This window comes from Agrobacterium sp. CG160-95, assembly GCF_053521725.1.
This window is the reverse complement of record NZ_JBNWDU010000006.1, coordinates 291,194-307,592: the sequence shown is the minus strand read 5'-3', so window position 1 is coordinate 307,592 and position 16,399 is coordinate 291,194. Positions and strand designations below refer to the sequence as shown.

General features: G+C 58.6%; 15 protein-coding genes and 1 riboswitch. Of the genes, 10 read left to right on the top strand and 5 right to left on the bottom strand.

Features of this window, described 5'->3' with window-relative positions; genetic code table 11:
• Window positions 1-67: 67 nt before the first annotated feature.
• Window positions 68-1,600: a UxaA family hydrolase gene (locus tag ACQZ63_RS21055; protein ID WP_025594703.1), complete on the bottom strand. Its 1,533-nt coding sequence runs from the start codon at window positions 1,598-1,600 to the stop codon at window positions 68-70.
• Between the two features lie 43 nt (window positions 1,601-1,643).
• A complete protein-coding gene (locus tag ACQZ63_RS21050) occupies window positions 1,644-2,336 on the bottom strand; it encodes a FadR/GntR family transcriptional regulator (RefSeq protein ID WP_013637003.1) in 693 nt (230 codons plus the stop codon).
• Between the two features lie 254 nt (window positions 2,337-2,590).
• On the opposite strand from ACQZ63_RS21050, the gene ACQZ63_RS21045 reads away from it, so the two are divergent.
• From ACQZ63_RS21045 to ACQZ63_RS21005, 9 genes are all read left to right on the top strand, one after another.
• Window positions 2,591-4,156 (top strand): sugar ABC transporter ATP-binding protein, encoded by a 1,566-nt coding sequence (locus ACQZ63_RS21045; protein ID WP_013637002.1) that lies wholly within the window; start codon window positions 2,591-2,593, stop codon window positions 4,154-4,156.
• Between the two features lie 8 nt (window positions 4,157-4,164).
• Window positions 4,165-5,187, top strand: coding sequence for an ABC transporter permease (locus ACQZ63_RS21040; protein WP_003516396.1), 1,023 nt, complete (start codon window positions 4,165-4,167; stop codon window positions 5,185-5,187).
• Between the two features lie 74 nt (window positions 5,188-5,261).
• Window positions 5,262-6,203 (top strand): ABC transporter substrate-binding protein, encoded by a 942-nt coding sequence (locus tag ACQZ63_RS21035; protein WP_003516397.1) that lies wholly within the window; start codon window positions 5,262-5,264, stop codon window positions 6,201-6,203.
• A 119-nt stretch (window positions 6,204-6,322) separates the two neighbouring features.
• Window positions 6,323-7,336, top strand: coding sequence for an aldo/keto reductase (locus ACQZ63_RS21030; RefSeq protein WP_038492598.1), 1,014 nt, complete (start codon window positions 6,323-6,325; stop codon window positions 7,334-7,336).
• Window positions 7,337-7,340: 4 nt separating this feature from the next.
• Window positions 7,341-8,162: an amidohydrolase family protein gene (locus tag ACQZ63_RS21025; protein WP_111790448.1), complete on the top strand. Its 822-nt coding sequence runs from the start codon at window positions 7,341-7,343 to the stop codon at window positions 8,160-8,162.
• 3 nt (window positions 8,163-8,165) lie between these two features.
• A complete protein-coding gene (locus tag ACQZ63_RS21020) occupies window positions 8,166-9,176 on the top strand; it encodes a zinc-binding alcohol dehydrogenase family protein (protein WP_113556097.1) in 1,011 nt (336 codons plus the stop codon).
• Window positions 9,173-10,306, top strand: coding sequence for a mannitol dehydrogenase family protein (locus ACQZ63_RS21015; RefSeq protein ID WP_111782525.1), 1,134 nt, complete (start codon window positions 9,173-9,175; stop codon window positions 10,304-10,306). The genes ACQZ63_RS21020 and ACQZ63_RS21015 overlap by 4 nt, the downstream gene beginning before the upstream one ends.
• A gap of 11 nt (window positions 10,307-10,317) precedes the next feature.
• A complete protein-coding gene (locus ACQZ63_RS21010; RefSeq protein ID WP_003516404.1) occupies window positions 10,318-10,647 on the top strand; it encodes an L-rhamnose mutarotase in 330 nt (109 codons plus the stop codon).
• Window positions 10,648-10,683: 36 nt separating this feature from the next.
• Complete coding sequence (locus ACQZ63_RS21005) at window positions 10,684-11,961, top strand: L-fuconate dehydratase (RefSeq protein ID WP_003516405.1); 1,278 nt, start codon at window positions 10,684-10,686, stop codon at window positions 11,959-11,961.
• Here the strand turns inward: ACQZ63_RS21005 and cobD are convergent.
• Window positions 11,943-12,989 carry a threonine-phosphate decarboxylase CobD gene (gene cobD, locus ACQZ63_RS21000; protein WP_113556099.1) on the bottom strand — a complete coding sequence of 349 codons (1,047 nt, stop codon included), beginning with the start codon at window positions 12,987-12,989 and terminating at the stop codon, window positions 11,943-11,945. The two genes, ACQZ63_RS21005 and cobD, sit on opposite strands and share 19 nt — an antisense overlap.
• Between cobD and cbiB the strand changes: the two genes are divergently transcribed.
• Window positions 12,988-13,953 carry an adenosylcobinamide-phosphate synthase CbiB gene (gene cbiB / locus ACQZ63_RS20995; protein WP_113556101.1) on the top strand — a complete coding sequence of 322 codons (966 nt, stop codon included), beginning with the start codon at window positions 12,988-12,990 and terminating at the stop codon, window positions 13,951-13,953. The genes cobD and cbiB overlap by 2 nt on opposite strands.
• Here cbiB and ACQZ63_RS20990 read toward each other — a convergent pair.
• Window positions 13,940-15,397: a cobyric acid synthase gene (locus ACQZ63_RS20990; protein ID WP_113556103.1), complete on the bottom strand. Its 1,458-nt coding sequence runs from the start codon at window positions 15,395-15,397 to the stop codon at window positions 13,940-13,942. The genes cbiB and ACQZ63_RS20990 overlap by 14 nt on opposite strands.
• Before the next feature lies 1 nt (window position 15,398).
• A complete protein-coding gene (gene cobO / locus ACQZ63_RS20985) occupies window positions 15,399-16,016 on the bottom strand; it encodes a cob(I)yrinic acid a,c-diamide adenosyltransferase (RefSeq protein WP_035252400.1) in 618 nt (205 codons plus the stop codon).
• Between the two features lie 127 nt (window positions 16,017-16,143).
• Window positions 16,144-16,358, top strand: a riboswitch (cobalamin riboswitch).
• Window positions 16,359-16,399: the final 41 nt, after the last annotated feature.

Genomic DNA, 16,399 nt, shown 5'->3' with positions numbered 1-16,399 from the left:
GCCCGGAAAGTGATTTCCGGGCCTTTTGTTTCACGTGGGACAGTCCGATGCACATATTGGAAGCGGGTCAGGTAACCGCGCCCACCTGCCACGGCACAAATTCATTGTCGCCGTAGTCGTAAATCTCGCTGACCGTCTTGTCTCCCGAAGCGACTGCAAGAATGTGCTCGAAAATTCGTTTGCCGGATTCCTCGATGGTTTCCGCGCCGGTAACGATCTCGCCGCAGTTGAGGTCCATGTCTTCCTTCATGTGTTCATACATTTCGGAATTGGTGGCGATCTTGATGCAGGGTGCCGGCTTGAATCCCGATACGGAGCCGCGGCCGGTGGTGAAACAGATGACGTTACAGCCGCCGGCGACCTGGCCGGTGACGGCAACAGGATCGTAACCAGGCGTATCCATGAAAACGAAGCCCTGTTCAGTAACGGTTTCCGCGAATTCGTAGACCGCCTTCAGTGGCATGGAGCCACCTTTGGCCACTGCGCCCAGCGATTTTTCAAGAATGGTGGTCAGTCCACCAAGCTTGTTGCCGTGGGATGGGTTGTTGTTCAGCTCATCGCCGTTGCGAGCGGTATAATCCCGCCACCAGTCGATGCGCTGCAACAGCTTTTCGGCAACAGCAGGCGTGACGGCACGCTTCGTCAGCAGGTGTTCAGCGCCGTAAATCTCCGGCGTTTCGGCAAGAACCGTTGTGCCACCGTTGCGGACGATGAGATCTGATGCATATCCCAGGGCCGGGTTTGCCGATATTCCGGAGTAACCATCCGAACCGCCGCATTCTAGCGCGACCTTCAGTTTCGAAAGCGGCTGTTCAGTGCGCTGGGCAGCATTGACCATTGGCAGCATCGCCTTGATCTCGGCAATGGCGGCATCGATCGTTTTGCGTGTGCCGCCGTGCTGCTGGATCGTCATGGTGCGCAGCCGTTCGCCCTCCTCCATCTTGTAGTGTTCGAGGATGGGGGCGATCTGGTTGGTCTCACAGCCGAGGCCGATCAGCAGAATACCGCCGAAATTCGGGTGGCGGGCATAACCCTGAATGGTGCGGATCAGAAGACGATAACCTTCCGATTTCGTATTGAGCGCGCAGCCGCCGCCATGGGTCAGTGCCACAACGCCGTCGACATTGTCGAACCCTTCAAGGCCGCCCTGCTTGTTGAAATAATCGGCGATGTAACGCGACACGGTGGCGGAACAGTTCACGGATGCGATGACGCCGATGTAGTTGCGTGTGCCAACGCCACCGAGACCCCGGTCAAAACCCTTGAAGGTCCGGCGCTCGCCCTCGGGCAGCATGCCTTTTTCCTCGATATCGACACTGAACTGATGCGTGTGTTCGGAAGGCACCATGGCGAGATTGTGCAGATGCACATGCCGGCCAGGCTCGATATCCTGTGTCGCGATGCCGATCACCTGTCCGTATTTCAGGACCTCGTCTCCGGATCTGATAAACGTCAGGGCCACCTTGTGGCCGCGTCCGATCAGCTCCCGCGCTGTCAGATCGCCTCTGCCCGTCGCACCACCGGCCGGTATCGACCGGCGTGCCACCGCGACATTGTCGTTGGCGTTCAGCAAAATGGTTGCCTCGGAATTCTCACTCACGGGTTTTTCTCCTCCCCGGTACATTGCCTGCTATGTTTTGAATTCAGCCGTCTACCCAGCGTCTCTTGGAACCTTCCAGATGGGTATGCATGGCCGCCTGCGCCAGCAGCGGATCTTTCAACTCCAGGGCCGCCAAAATCGCCTCGTGCTCCTGAAGGGCGTGGGTCCAGGTATCGCGATCCTCAAATTTCACACGCAATTGTGCCGAAATCGGGCTGTGGCGCTCATCGAAGAGGTTTGCCACCAGCCGGGCCAGAACGCTGTTACCGGATTGTTCGGCAATGGTGACGTGGAAAAGCCGGTCCTGATCGAGAGGTTTGCGCGCGGCCTCGATTTCCTGCTGCATCGTGTTGAGAATCTGGCGAAGGTTTGCAATCGTTTCATCGGTCATGCGGCTCGCCGCCAGTACGATTGTCGCGCCTTCCAGCGCTGCGCGCGCCTGCATCAGTTCGGAAGGGCTGTCGCCCAAGGATTTGGTGTTGTGGGTTGTCTGAAGGGCCTCGGTGGACACATAGACACCGGAACCCATGCGGATTTCGACGGTGTTGTCGATTTCAAGCGCAATCAGTGCCTCGCGCAGTGATGGTCTCGAAACCCCGAGCTTCTGTGCCAGTTCCCGTTCGGCGGGAAGTCGTGTTCCAGGCAGAAACTCTCCCAGATCGATCAGCTCGCGTATCTGGTCCGCAATCTGCTGATAAAGCCTGCGTGGTTCCGCTATTTTGGCCTGACCATTCATGTGTTTTCTGACGAACCTTGTCTGTTATCTGAATTTGGCCTTACCGTAGCGCCAAGCGCATCAATACGCAAGAAATTACTTAAATACATGAATTTACAATGTTATTTCAATAAGTTTTTTGAGATGATTTTGCGTGTACCAGACGCGGGATTCAAATTTTGGGCTAATTGGCTTGACCATTTTAAAAAAGCGGCCTAACCATTTGGCTCATTATTGCCCCCGGTGGAGCGGGGAGCGCGGGTGGAGGTTTCTTGATGTCGCAGGGCGCATCGACAATTCGAGGCGATTTTTCGCCTGAGGAGACGGCGCGCGGCCTTGGTTCAGGCCTCCTGCGTCTCGAAAACATCAGCAAGGAATTTCCGGGCGTCAAAGCGTTGTCGAATGTGCATTTCGACTTGCGCAGCGGCGAGGTTCACGCTGTTTGCGGCGAAAACGGTGCCGGAAAATCCACCCTGATGAAAATCATCAGCGGCGTTTACCAGCCAAGCGACGGAACCATCCTGCACAAGGGCGTCAAAGTGCAATATGCATCGCCGCTGGAATCCGAAGCCGCCGGCATCGCCATCATCCATCAGGAACTCAACCTCGTTCCGCATCTTTCCGTTGCCGAGAACATCTATCTCGCCCGCGAGCCGCGCCGTGGTTTCCTCGTCGACCGCAAGAAGCTGCGGCTTGATGCAAAGCGCTGTCTCGATCGGCTTGGCGTCGATATCGACCCTGACCAGATTGTCCGCGGCCTCTCGGTCGCTCAATGTCAGATGGTGGAAATTGCCAAGGCGCTTTCCCTGGATGCTGAAGTCCTCATCATGGATGAGCCGACCTCCTCGCTGACCGAGCAGGAAACGCGGCTGTTGTTCAAGGTGATCCGCGATCTCAAGGCTTCTGGCGTCGGCATCGTCTATATTTCCCACCGGCTCGATGAAATGGCCGAAATCGTCGACCGCGTGACGGTTCTGCGGGACGGGCGTTATATTTCGACCGACGATTTTGCATCGATCACCGTTGACGATATCGTCACGCGCATGGTCGGGCGTTCGCTGGAGGAGAAGTTCCCGGAACGCACGTCGCGCCCTACGGATGATGTTATTTTCTCTGTGGAAGGGCTGACGCGCAAGGGTGTGTTCCACGATGTCGGTTTCTCGCTGCGGCGCGGTGAGATTCTCGGCTTTGCCGGACTGATGGGTGCTGGTCGCACGGAAGTCGCACGGGCGATTTTCGGTGCCGATCCTCTGGATGCTGGCAAGGTCGTTTTCAACGGGCGGGAGCTTTCCATCAGTTCCCCGCGAGATGCCATCGAAGAGGGTATCGCCTATCTGTCCGAAGACCGCAAAAGCGATGGTCTTGCGATCAAGATGTCGGTTGCGGCCAATACGACGCTTGCCAATATCGGCGAGGTCTCCAACCGCTTCGGGCTGATCGACTTCAAGAAGCACGACGATGTCGCCAGACGTTACGTCGATCTCCTGAACATCCGTACCCCTTCGATCGAACAGACGGTGCGGCTGCTTTCAGGTGGCAACCAACAGAAAATCATCATTGGCAAATGGCTGTTCCGGCAGTCGCGCGTGCTGTTTTTCGACGAGCCGACGCGCGGCATCGATGTCGGCGCAAAATTCGCGATCTACAAGATCATGGACGAGCTGGCTGCACAGGGCATCGGCGTCATTCTCATCAGTTCGGAACTGCCGGAAATTTTGGGGCTGACGGATCGTATCGCCGTTTTCCACCAGGGCCGGATCACGGGCGTGCTTGAGACCGCCAAGACCAATCAGGAAGAAATCATGCGGTACGCGTCCGGTTACGGCCGGGCCGCGCAGTGAGGAACGACATGGCTAATATTGCAGAACCCAAGAAGAGCTTCGCTTTCAGCGACCGCCAGAAGGACATCATCCAGAAGTTTGCGGCTCTTGGCAGTCTCGTTGTGCTGGTTATGGTGTTTTCCGCCACCAGCAGCGCCTTCTTCTCCGTCAACAATGCCATGACCATTGCGCTTCAGGTGACCTCCATCGCCCTTCTCGGCATTGGTGCGACCTGCGTCATCATCACCGGCGGCATCGATCTTTCCGTTGGTTCGGTGCTTGCTCTGGCCGGGGTCGTTGCCGCGCTTGCGGTGAAGGAGTTGGGTATGCCGGTGCCGGTCGGCATGCTGCTTGGCATTCTGACGGGGTCGCTTTGCGGTCTCATCAATGGCCTCATGGTCACGCGCTTCAAGCTGCCACCGTTTATCGCGACACTCGGCATGATGTTGATCGCCCGTGGCGTGGCACTGCAGATCACCGGTGCGCGAGCGGTTTCCGGCCTCGGCGAATCCTTCGGTGAACTCGGCAACGGCGCCCTCTTCCGCATCGTCAATATTGGTGATGACGGTTTTCCGAACGTAGTGTTTCCGGGCATTCCCTACCCCGTCATCCTCATGGTGGTTATTGCGCTGGCTGTTTCCTTCATGCTCAACCGCTCCATCCTTGGCCGTCACATCTATGCCGTCGGTTCGAATGCGGATGCTGCGCGTCTGTCCGGCGTAAACGTCGCACGCGTCACCAATTTCACCTACATCCTGTCCGGTACGCTCGCCGGGTTGACCGGTTGCGTGCTGATGTCGCGCCTCGTCACAGCCCAGCCGAATGAGGGCGTGATGTATGAGTTGGACGCCATTGCCAGCGCCGTTATCGGCGGCACATCGCTCATCGGCGGCGTGGGTACGATTTCCGGCACGGCAATCGGCGCCTTCGTCATCGGCATCCTGCGCAACGGTCTCAATATGAATGGCGTGTCCGCCTTCACGCAACAGATCATCATCGGTCTTGTCATTCTGGTCACCGTCTGGATCGACCAGCTGCGCAACCGCCGCTGATACAGGGCTGCGGACCCTATCCGCAAACAAGATCGGCACGGGAGGCCCGGTATGCCGACATCACGGAGGAAGAAATGAACAAGCTTACGACCGCCCTTCTGACATCCGCAATCGCGCTGTGGAGCGTCTCCACCGTGCAGGCCGGCGAAATCGCCGTCATCGTCAAGACCGTCAACTCCACCTTCTGGCAGAACGTTCAGAAGGGCGCCGATGCGGCGATGAAGGACTCTGCCGGCAACACCATGACCTTCCAGGGTCCGGCTTCTGAATCGGCCATCGCCGATCAGGTCAACATGGTTGAAAACGCTGTAAACCGTAAGGTTTCGGGTATCGTTCTTGCTCCTTCCGATCCTGATGCGCTGGTTCCGGCTGTCAAGAAAGCCTGGGAAGCCCGCATTCCCGTGGTTCTGATCGACTCACAGCTCGCCAAGGGTTCCGAGCAATATTATCAGTCCTTCCTGGCGACCGATAACAAGAAAGCCGGCGAACTGGCTGCTCAGGCGCTGATCGACAAGGTTGGCAAGGAAGGCAAGATCGCCGTGATGTCCTACGTCGCCGGTGCCGGTTCGGAAATCGGACGCGTTGGCGGTTTCACCGACTATATCCAGATGCATTCCAACCTCAAGATCGTAGGTCCGTTCTATTCGCAGTCGCAGATGGCGACGGCGCTGAACCAGACAACCGACGTTCTGGCCGCCAATTCCGATCTCAAGGGCATCTTCGGCGCCAACGAACCCACCGCAATCGGTGTAGGCCGCGCGCTCGCCCAGGCCGGTAAGGCAGGCAAGGTTGTCGGCATCGGCTTTGACGGTAACCAGGACCTTCAGGGCTTCGTCAAGGACGGCACGCTGGCCGGCATCGTCGTTCAGGGTTCGTATCAGATGGGCGAAAAGGGCATCCAGACCGTTTCCAAGCTCATCAGCAAGGAAAAGGTCGAAAAGTTCGTCGACACCGGCGTTGTTGTTGTCACCAAGGACAATATCGAGAAGCCGGAAGCCAAGAACGTTCTTTATTAACGCATGACGGCGCGCCGCTCTTTGAGCGGCGCGCATCACAAATTTCAGAAGCGGGATTTCAGTCAATACCGCATACGGTTTTCACATCCGCTCTACCGAAAAATCAGGAAGCCCTTGCGATGAAAGTCTCCGATACACGTAAATTGCCGCGCCGTGCCGTTGAAGTCACGGTCATGGGCCTTGGTTGCGCGCAGATGGGTAATCTCTACCGCGTTACGCCCTACGAGGAATCCAAAGGTGCGTTCGACAAGGCATGGGAAAGCGGCATTCGCTATTTCGATACCGCACCTTTTTACGGTTACACGCGTTCGGAGCGTCGTCTTGGAACCATGGTGACGGAGCATGACCGAAGCGAATACACCCTCTCCACCAAGGTCGGTCGCGTCATGGTTCCCGATGAAACTGTGGGCCCGGAAGAGGACGCCTATATTGCGCCGCTGCCTTTCCGCCCGGTCTATGATTATTCCTATGACGGTATTCTGCGCTCCTTCGAAGCGAGCCAGCAGCGGCTCGGCGTTCTGAAGCCGGATATTCTCTATGTGCACGATATCGGCTCTTTCACGCATGGCGAAAAGCACCAGCACTACTGGGAGCAGCTGACCACTGGCGGCGGCTTCCGGGCACTCGGCAAGCTGCGCGAGGAAGGGTCGACGGGTGCTATCGGCCTCGGCGTCAACGAGTGGGAAATCGTCGGCGACGCCATGGATGTTTTCGACATCGACGTTGCCATGCTTGCCGGCCGTTATACGCTTCTGGAGCAGCAGAGCCTTGCCTTCATGAACCGTTGCGCGGAAACCGGCGTTGCGATCGTGGTCGCCGGTGCTTTCAATTCAGGCATTCTGGCAGGCAACCGCAAATTCAACTATGCCGATGCGCCTGCCGACATCATCACGCGGGTGGATGCGCTTCAGGGCGTTTGTGACGACGTTGGTGTTTCGTTGCAGGCGGCTGCGCTGCAGTTTCCGCTCGGGCATCCGGCTTCGGTCACGGTCGTATCCGGCGCGCGCAATGCGCAGCAACTTGCCGCAAACATCGAATGGTTCGAACAGGTTGTTCCGGACGAATTCTGGTCGGAGCTGCAAAAGCGTGGCCTGATTTCCGAAGGCGCACCCGTGCCCGGCACAAAGGCCTGAAGCGATGATCATCGATGCCCACCAGCATTTCTGGCTGATGAAGGATCGTGCCGGGCAATGGCCGCCACCGTCTCTGGCTGCCATCTACCGGGATTTTCTTCCGCAGGATCTGTCTCCTCTGCTGGCAAAGGTCGGAGTTTCCGGAACGGTGCTGGTGCAGACGATGGAAAGTGCGGCCGATACGGATTTCATGCTCGATCTGGCTGGCAGCACCGATTTCATCAAGGGCGTGGTCGGCTGGGTGGACATGAAGTCCGCGGATGCTGCGGCGGAAATCTCCCGGCGGGCAAAACATCCGGCCTTCAAGGGCGTACGGCCTATGCTGCAAGGCATGGAAGATGTGACATGGATCGACGATCCCGCGCTCGATGCCGCTGTGGATGCGCTGGTGAAACATGCACTGGTGTTCGATGCGCTGGTCCTGCCGCCGCATCTGTCGCATCTTCTCGCTTTCGCGCGCCGCCATCCGCAATTGCCTGTTGTCATCGATCACGGGGCGAAGCCGCTTATCGCCACGGGCCAATATGGGGACTGGCGCAGGGACATGGCAGCTTTGGCGGCCCTTCCCAACCTCCATTGCAAGCTGTCCGGCCTGTTGACCGAGCGTGGCGAGCAGAGACCGGAAGCCGTCAGGCCCTATGCCGAAACCATTCTGGAACTGTTCGGCGGCGAACGCGTGATCTTCGGCAGCGACTGGCCGGTATTGCGGCTGGCTGGCGACTATCAGGAATGGCTGGACTTCTGCCGCGAAATCGTGCCTGAGCACGACCATGCGGCCGTCTTTGGCGGCAACGCCGTTCGTTTTTATTCCCTTCCCAACAGGTGATGCATGCTGGCGATTTTCTGCGAGACCCCCGGTCAACTTGTCCCCAAGGAACTACCAAAGCCCGCCCGTGGCGAAGGTGAAGTGCTGGTGCGTATTCGTCGCATTGGTGTCTGCGGCACGGACCTGCATATTTTCACCGGTAATCAGCCTTATCTTTCCTATCCGCGCATCATGGGCCACGAGCTTTCCGGCATGGTGGAAGAGGCGCCGGAAGGCAGCCGTCTTTCGGCGGGCGATGTCGTTACCGTCATACCCTATATTTCCTGTGGTGAGTGCAGCGCCTGCCGCAAAGGAAAGAGCAATTGCTGCCGCAACATCGGTGTGCTTGGCGTTCATCGCGATGGCGGCATGGTCGAATATCTGAGCGTTCCGCAGCAATTCGTGCTGAAGGCGGAGGGATTGAGCCTCGATCAGGCGGCAATGACCGAATTTCTGGCGATTGGCGCGCATGCCGTGCGTCGTGGGTCGGTGGAAAAGGGTCAGAAGGTCCTGATCGTCGGCGCCGGTCCGATCGGCATGGCGGTTGCGGTTTTCGCCGTTCTCGATGGCGGTGAGGTGACGATGATTGACGGGCGCACCGACCGGCTGGATTTCTGCAAGGACCATCTCGGCGTTGCCCATACGGTGACGCTTGGCGAGGGCGACAAGGATCGCCTGTCGGATATCACCGGCGGCGATTTCTTCGATGCCGTTTTTGATGCGACCGGTAATCCTAAAGCCATGGAGCGTGGCTTTTCCTTCGTCGGCCACGGCGGTTCCTATGTACTGGTTTCCATCGTTGCCAGCGACATCTCCTTCAACGATCCGGAGTTTCACAAGCGCGAAACCACGCTGCTCGGCAGCCGCAACGCCACGCCGGAGGATTTCGAGCGGGTGTTGCAGGCGCTGCGGGAAGGCAAGGTACCGGAGGCACTCATCACTCACCGCATGACACTTGCCGAGGTGCCTTCCAAATTCGCCGGGCTGACCGATCCGAAAGCCGGAGTCATCAAGGGCATGGTGGAGGTCGCATGACGACCGACACACCCATCCTGCAATTCGGTACCAGCCGCTTTCTTCTGGCGCATGCGGATTTGTTCATTTCGCAGGCGCTGGAAAAAGGCGAGGCCCTCGGGCGCATCGCAATCGTCCAGACGACCGGCAATGCGGAGAGCCTGAAGCGTGTGGCAGCATTGAACGATGGCACGCCCTATCCGGTGCGCATTCGCGGCATTCGCGATGGGCAAGAGGTGGATGAGGAAATTCCAGGTAAGGCTGTCGCGCGCGCGCTGACGGCGGCGGCCGACTGGGCCGAGGTGCGGCGCATCGCCTGCGGGGCAGGGGTCATTCTGTCCAATACGGGTGACCGCGGTTATGAGCTGGATTCGTTCGACGGGCCGGGTCTTGCCGACGACTTCACGCTTGTACCAAAGAGTTTTCCTGCAAAGCTCTGCCTGTTGCTGCTGGAACGTTTTCAGACCAATCCGGAAGCCCCTGTATCGATCTTTCCTTGCGAGCTTGTTCCGCGCAACGGCGACCGGTTGAAAGAGGTTGTTCGCCAGCTTGCCGACGAATGGCAGCTGCCAGCGGGTTTCGGCTTCTACCTGAATGAGAAATGCCGTTTTGCCAACAGCCTTGTAGACCGCATCGTTTCCGAGCCGATCGATCCGGTTGGCGCAGTTGCCGAGCCCTATGCGCTTTGGGCAATCGAGAAGCAGGAGGGCCTTGTTCTGCCCTGCACCCACCCTGCGGTGGTGCTGACTGATGATCTCGACCGCTATGAAAAGCTGAAGCTGTTCCTGCTCAATCTTGGCCATTCCTATCTGGCGGAGCGATGGTTGCGGGATGCCCGTGAGAAAGACGAGACGGTGCGGCAGGCAATGGCCGACGATGCGCTTTCGGGAGATCTGGAAACGCTCTGGCGGGACGAGGTTCTGCCGGTCTTTGCCGCAGAAGGCATGGGAGAAGAAGCGCAAGCCTATATCCGTGCGGTGCGGGAGCGTTTCCTGAACCCCTTTCTCGCCCACCGGCTCGCGGACATTTCAGGCAATCACGATGAAAAAAAACGCCGTCGTTTTGTCCCGGTCATCGCTGCGGCGGAACGTCTGGGGTTAAACGTGCCGCAGCGGAAACTGCGTGCGGCGCTCGCCACCATCAAGCAATAACGGAGTTTTGTATGCAGCGCATGGGAATGGTCATCGGCGTCAAACCGGACATGATTGCGGAATATAGAAGACTGCACGCCGCCGTCTGGCCCGAAATTCTGGCGCTCATCAGCGATTGCAACATCCGCAACTACACGATCTTCCTGCGCGAACCGGAAAATCTGCTGTTCGGATATTGGGAATATCACGGCACCGATTTCAGCGCCGATATGGCGAAGATGGCGGCAAGCCCAAAGAACCAGGAATGGTGGTCTTTCACCATTCCCTGCCAGCAACCACTCGAAAGCCGCAAGGAAGGCGAGTGGTGGGCAATGATGGAAGAAACCTTCCATCACGACTGAACGATTTCCTTTGACACTGACCGCGAGTGAACGGCCATGACCAAAATTACTGATCTGCGAGTTTTCGACCTGCGTTTTCCGACCTCCCAGAGCCTTGATGGTTCGGATGCGATGAACCCCGACCCGGATTATTCGGCGGCTTACGTCATTCTCGACACCGATGAACCGGAACTGAAAGGCCACGGGCTGACCTTCACCATTGGCCGCGGTAATGAGATTTGCTGCATGGCCATCAAGGCGATGCGCCATCTGGTGGTGGGAACCGATCTGGCGACGGTCACCGAGAACCCCGGCAAATACTGGCGCCACCTGACTGGTGATAGCCAGCTGCGCTGGATCGGCCCGGACAAGGGCGCGATGCATCTCGCCACCGGCGCTGTCGTCAATGCTGTCTGGGATTTGCTGGCCAAAAAGGCGGGAAAGCCGGTCTGGCAGCTTGTTGCCGATATGAGCCCGGAAGAAATCGCCGATATCGTCGATTACCGTTATCTGACTGACGTGCTGACGAAGGACGATGCACTTGCGATCCTCAAAAAAGCCGAAAGCGGCAAAAAGGAACGTATCGAGACGCTGAAGAACGAAGGCTACGCCTGCTACACCACATCAGCCGGCTGGCTCGGTTATGACGACGCCAAGCTGCGCCGTCTTTGCCAGGAAGCGATCGATGCCGGTTTCAACCATGTAAAGATGAAGGTTGGCCGTGATCTCGAAGACGATATCCGCCGCCTCACCATCGCCCGCGAGGTGATCGGCCCCGACCGTTATCTGATGATCGACGCCAACCAAGTGTGGGAAGTGGATCAGGCGATTGAATGGGTCAAGCAACTTGCCTTCGCCAAGCCCTTCTTCATTGAAGAGCCGACCAGCCCGGACGATGTCGCCGGCCATCGCAAGATCCGTGCAGCCATCGGCTCCGTGAAGGTGGCAACCGGCGAAATGTGCCAGAACCGTATCATGTTCAAGCAGTTCATCGCCGAAGGTGCAATCGACGTCGTGCAGATCGACAGCTGCCGCATGGGTGGTCTCAACGAGGTGCTGGCGGTTCTGTTGATTGCTGCCAAATACAATTTGCCGGTCTGGCCGCATGCCGGTGGCGTCGGCCTTTGCGAATATGTGCAGCATCTGTCGATGATCGACTATCTCGTGGTTTCCGGCACCAAGGAAGGCCGCGTGATCGAATATGTCGACCATCTGCACGAGCATTTCATCGAACCCTGCGATATTCGCAATGCCGCGTACATGCCGCCGAAGCTGCCCGGTTTCTCCATTGAAATGAAGCCGGATTCTATTGCGACCTACACGTTCAAGGGATGATTGAAGGATAACAGCGCTTCCGTGAGGCGCTGCCACTCCGCTTCGCTGCCGGGAAGGCCGAAACGCATGTCGTTCGGCCTTTCATCAAAAATGCGCACCAGAATGCCGTGCCGGCCAAGGTGATCGAACAGTTCTTTGGCCCGGTGGTCCCGCACCAGGGTAAACAGGGGCGTACCGCCGGCAATCTTCAGGCACACTTTTTCCAGCAATTCACTCATACGCTGTGCTTCTGCCGCAAGCCGGAGGCGCATGGCTGATTGCCATTCCCTGTCCGCCAAAGCCTGCGTCGCGATATTGAGCGCCGGCCCGGATACTGCCCAGGGGCCAAGCCTTGCCTCCAGCTCGGCAGCGATGTCGGGATGCGCAAGCGCAAAACCGAGCCGGACCCCTGCCATGCCATAGAACTTGCCGAAGGATCGCAGTACCACCAGCGCGTCGCGCCCTGCGACATTCGCAAGACTTTCCGTATGTCCTGTCTCGATAAAGGCCTCGTCTACGACGAGCAGGCCGCCTTTGCGGCGCATCGCCTCGGCCAGCGACAACAAAGCTTCTCGATCAGTGACGCGACCATCGGGGTTGTTGGGATTGACCACCACCGCATAGTCGTAAGCTGACAGATCACCGATATGGTCTACCTCGGTCACGGTCAGTCCGGCCATGCGCGCGGTTCGGGCATGTTCGGCATAAGCGGGGGAGAGCACGGCTCCGCTTTTCGCTCCGCGTTCGAGTGCCAGGTGAGCCAGCAATGGCATCAGCATCTGGGTGCCCGGGGACAGTGCCACATGCCCCGTGGATGGTGCGCCGAAAGAGGCGCCAGCCAGCCTTTTCAATTCTTCGGCCGCGTCAGGCTCCGGCAGGCGGGCAAATGCGCTGGCGGGAACGGGAGAATGCGGGTAGGAGTGCGGATTGATCCCGGTCGACAGGTCGATCCACGGTTCCGGCGCTTCAGGAAACATCAGACGCGCCTTGCCGAGATTGCCGCCGTGACGGATCGCAGCCTGCGCTTTTTCCGGTACCTTATCGCCCATGTTCTTCGCTCTCGCTTTCCTGTCGCTCTTGATCGAACGCCTGACTGGATATCCGGACTGGCTGTTCAAACGCATCGGTCATCCCGTCACCTGGATCGGTTCGCTTATCGCGCTGCTGGACGAAAAATGGAACCGGGAGAGTGCTTCATTTTCGCAGCGCAAGGCTGCAGGCGTCGCGGCGCTTTCCGTTTTTCTGGCGCTGACGGTGCTTGTTGCATGGTTAGTGCAATCGGTTCTGCTTTTATTGCCCCTTGGTCTGTTGCTTGTTGCGGTGCTTGGGGCGTCGCTTCCGGCCCAAAAAAGTCTGGAACAGCATGTGGAGGCCGTCGCCATTGCGCTGGAACGCGAGGGGATTGACGGCGGGCGCAAAGCTGTCTCCATGATCGTCGGGCGCGATCCGCAGGCGCTGGATGAGGCGGCAATCTGCCGGGCGGCGATTGAAAGCCTGGCTGAAAATTTCTCTGACGGCATTGTCGCCCCTTCCCTCTGGCTTGGTCTTCTGGGGCTGCCAGGCGGTGCGGGTTATAAGGCAATCAACACGGCCGACAGCATGATCGGTCATCGCTCGCCACGCCATGAGGCCTTTGGTTGGGCGTCGGCCCGGCTGGACGATCTGGTCAATTTGCCGGCATCGAGACTGAGCGGCGGTCTTTTCGTGGTCGCCGCGTTTTTCGTGAAGGGTGCATCACCGAAAGGGGCAATTGCCGCGATACGCCGCGATGCGCGGCATCACCGCTCTCCCAATGCCGGCTGGCCGGAGGCGGCATTGGCCGGGGCACTGGGCTTTGCGCTGGCCGGGCCGCGCTCCTATGGCGGGCAGATGATCGAGGCTCGTTTCATGGGCGAAGGCGGAAGAGCGACACTGGTTGCTGGCGATATTCGCACAGCGCTCAGGCTGGCGAGGATCGCAGACTTCCTGCTGATCGCGCTGTTCGGATTGCTGGCAATCCTTATCGCGCTATAGAAAGCAGTCTGTCGAGATCGAGGTGGTTCTCCATATGGGCCGCCAGGCGATCAAGAACGGCATCCACCTGCGCATCATAGTTCAATTCAGTGCCCTGCCCACCAAGCCGCTCAAGCCACGCCCCGCGTTGGCGGTCATCCGCAAACAGGCCGTGGATATAGGTGCCTAAGATGCGGCCATCGGGCGAAATTGCGCCATCGGCATGTCCGTCAATGGTCGAAAATGGCAGGTTGCCCGCGGCACCCGTCGTTTCCCCAACATGCATTTCATAGCCGGATAAGGGAATTCCGTCGAAACTCTGTCCCTGGACGGAAACGAGCCTCTTGTCGCCCGTCAAAACCGTCGTCACATCCAGCAGGCCCAACCCATCGACCGTCATTGGTGGTCCTTCGATGCCGTCAGGGTCGGCAACGGTTTTTCCAAGCATCTGGTATCCGCCGCAGAGACCGAGAACATAACCTCCGCGGCGCACATGTGCCTTGATGTCGATGTCGAGGCCTGCATTTTTCAGCGCGGCGAGATCAGCTATGGTGGATTTCGAACCGCAGAGCAGAACCAGCCGGCAATCGGCGGGAATGGTCTCGCCCTGCCGCACTCGGATCAGCTCCACATCCGGCTCCATGTCGAGCGGATCCAGATCGTCGAAATTGGAGATATGCGGCAGGATCGGCACGGCAATGCGGATTTTCGCGCCGGGCTTTTGTTGCGCCGGGCCGGTAAGCCCAAGGGCGTCCTCCGCCGGCAATTTCGCAGCATCGGAAAAATGCGGCAATAGCCCGATGGACGCCCAGCCGGTCTTTTCCGCGATCATCCGCATGCCGTCTGAAAACAGCGTAGGGTCACCGCGAAAGCGGTTCACGATGAAGCCCTCTATCATCGCGGCATCATCGCGTTCGAGAACGGTTTTTGTGCCCACGAGGCTGGCGATGACCCCGCCCCGGTCGATATCGCCGATCAGAATCACGGGAGCATCCGCGGCGCGGGCAAAACCCATATTGGCGATGTCGTTGGCGCGGAGGTTGATTTCGGAAGCACTTCCCGCCCCTTCCACCAGCACCAGATCGGCCTGTTGTTTCAGGTGCTCGAAGCTCTCCAGCACACGCGGCATCAGCCCGGCTTTCATGTGCTGATAATCGGCAGCCTTGGCATTGCCGACAATTTTACCCTGTACGACGACCTGTGCGCCGGTTTCGCTCTGCGGCTTTAAAAGCACCGGGTTCATGTGAACCGACAGCGGAACGCCTGCAGCCCGCGCCTGCAGCGCCTGCGCGCGACCGATCTCGCCGCCATCGGCAGTGACCGCCGCATTGTTCGACATGTTCTGCGGCTTGAACGGCATGACGGACAGGCCACGCCTGACGAAGGCGCGGGCAAGGCCAGCCACCATCAGCGATTTGCCGACATCCGAGCCGGTTCCCTGAAACATCAGCACACGTGCACTCATGTCAGTATTCTATCCCGGCCTGCGCCTTTACGCCTGCCTTGAAGTGATGTTTGACGAGGGTCATTTCCGTCACCATGTCGGCAGCGTCGATCAACGGCTGTTTGGCGTTGCGGCCGGTAACGATGACATGCAGATCGGATCTACGGTTGGAAAGCGTTTCGACGACCTCTTCCAGCGGCAGGTAATCATAGCGGAGCGCAATGTTCAGTTCGTCGAGAACCAGCAATCCGATCGTCTCGTCGGCCATCAGTGCTTTCGCTTCCTCCCAGGCCTTTGTAGCTGCCGCGACATCGCGCTTCAGGTCCTGCGTGTCCCAGGTAAACCCCTCGCCCATAGTGCGCCATTCCACCCTGTCGCCGAACAAAGTCAGGGCCTGCTGTTCACCCGTCGACCATGCGCCCTTGATGAATTGCACGACGCCGACCCGCCGCCCGGTGCCGAGCATGCGCAAAGCAAGGCCGAAAGCGGCCGTGGATTTGCCTTTGCCAGGGCCGGTATTGATCATCAGCAGACCTTTTTCGATGGTCTTTTCCGCGACTTCGGCATCCTGAACCGTCTTGCGGTTGACCATTTTCTGCCGGTGGCGTTCGGCTTCGCTGTCGCTGATATCGCGTGTCATCGCGTTTTCCTTCTCGTCCAGAGGCGCGGGACCTTATGCCCCCGCCATTCGGAGCGGCGACTATACTCAATTTGCCGCACCCGGCAATCGACAAGCCGGCAGCATTGACCGTCACGCCCGTTCAGCCTAAGGGTAAGGCACTGACGGTCTTTTCCCGGCAACGGGAAAAGCTAAGAGGGAACACGGTTCCACCCCATACCGGGTCATTCCGTGGCTGCCCCCGCAACTGTAAGCGGTAAGCCCGCACTGTGAAGCCACTGGACCATAAAATTGGTCCGGGAAGGTGGTGCAGGGTGTTTTAAAGCCGCAAGCCAGGAGACCTGCCGTTTCAGGAAAAAACGTCTCCCGGGCGGGGTGCTCCGGTCAGCCGGTCGAATTGAATT

Excerpts from the sequence above, each read along its gene's own strand:
- ACQZ63_RS21050 (WP_013637003.1), bottom strand. The coding sequence starts at position 2,336 with ATGAATGGTCAGGCCAAAATAGCGGAACCACGCAGGCTTTATCAGCAG.
- ACQZ63_RS21045 (WP_013637002.1), top strand. The coding sequence starts at position 2,591 with ATGTCGCAGGGCGCATCGACAATTCGAGGCGATTTTTCGCCTGAGGAG.
- ACQZ63_RS21040 (WP_003516396.1), top strand. The coding sequence starts at position 4,165 with ATGGCTAATATTGCAGAACCCAAGAAGAGCTTCGCTTTCAGCGACCGC.
- ACQZ63_RS21035 (WP_003516397.1), top strand. The coding sequence starts at position 5,262 with ATGAACAAGCTTACGACCGCCCTTCTGACATCCGCAATCGCGCTGTGG.
- ACQZ63_RS21030 (WP_038492598.1), top strand. The coding sequence starts at position 6,323 with ATGAAAGTCTCCGATACACGTAAATTGCCGCGCCGTGCCGTTGAAGTC.
- ACQZ63_RS21025 (WP_111790448.1), top strand. The coding sequence starts at position 7,341 with ATGATCATCGATGCCCACCAGCATTTCTGGCTGATGAAGGATCGTGCC.
- ACQZ63_RS21020 (WP_113556097.1), top strand. The coding sequence starts at position 8,166 with ATGCTGGCGATTTTCTGCGAGACCCCCGGTCAACTTGTCCCCAAGGAA.
- ACQZ63_RS21015 (WP_111782525.1), top strand. The coding sequence starts at position 9,173 with ATGACGACCGACACACCCATCCTGCAATTCGGTACCAGCCGCTTTCTT.
- ACQZ63_RS21010 (WP_003516404.1), top strand. The coding sequence starts at position 10,318 with ATGCAGCGCATGGGAATGGTCATCGGCGTCAAACCGGACATGATTGCG.
- ACQZ63_RS21005 (WP_003516405.1), top strand. The coding sequence starts at position 10,684 with ATGACCAAAATTACTGATCTGCGAGTTTTCGACCTGCGTTTTCCGACC.
- cbiB (WP_113556101.1), top strand. The coding sequence starts at position 12,988 with ATGTTCTTCGCTCTCGCTTTCCTGTCGCTCTTGATCGAACGCCTGACT.
- cobD (WP_113556099.1), bottom strand. The coding sequence starts at position 12,989 with ATGGGCGATAAGGTACCGGAAAAAGCGCAGGCTGCGATCCGTCACGGC.
- ACQZ63_RS20990 (WP_113556103.1), bottom strand. The coding sequence starts at position 15,397 with ATGAGTGCACGTGTGCTGATGTTTCAGGGAACCGGCTCGGATGTCGGC.
- cobO (WP_035252400.1), bottom strand. The coding sequence starts at position 16,016 with ATGACACGCGATATCAGCGACAGCGAAGCCGAACGCCACCGGCAGAAA.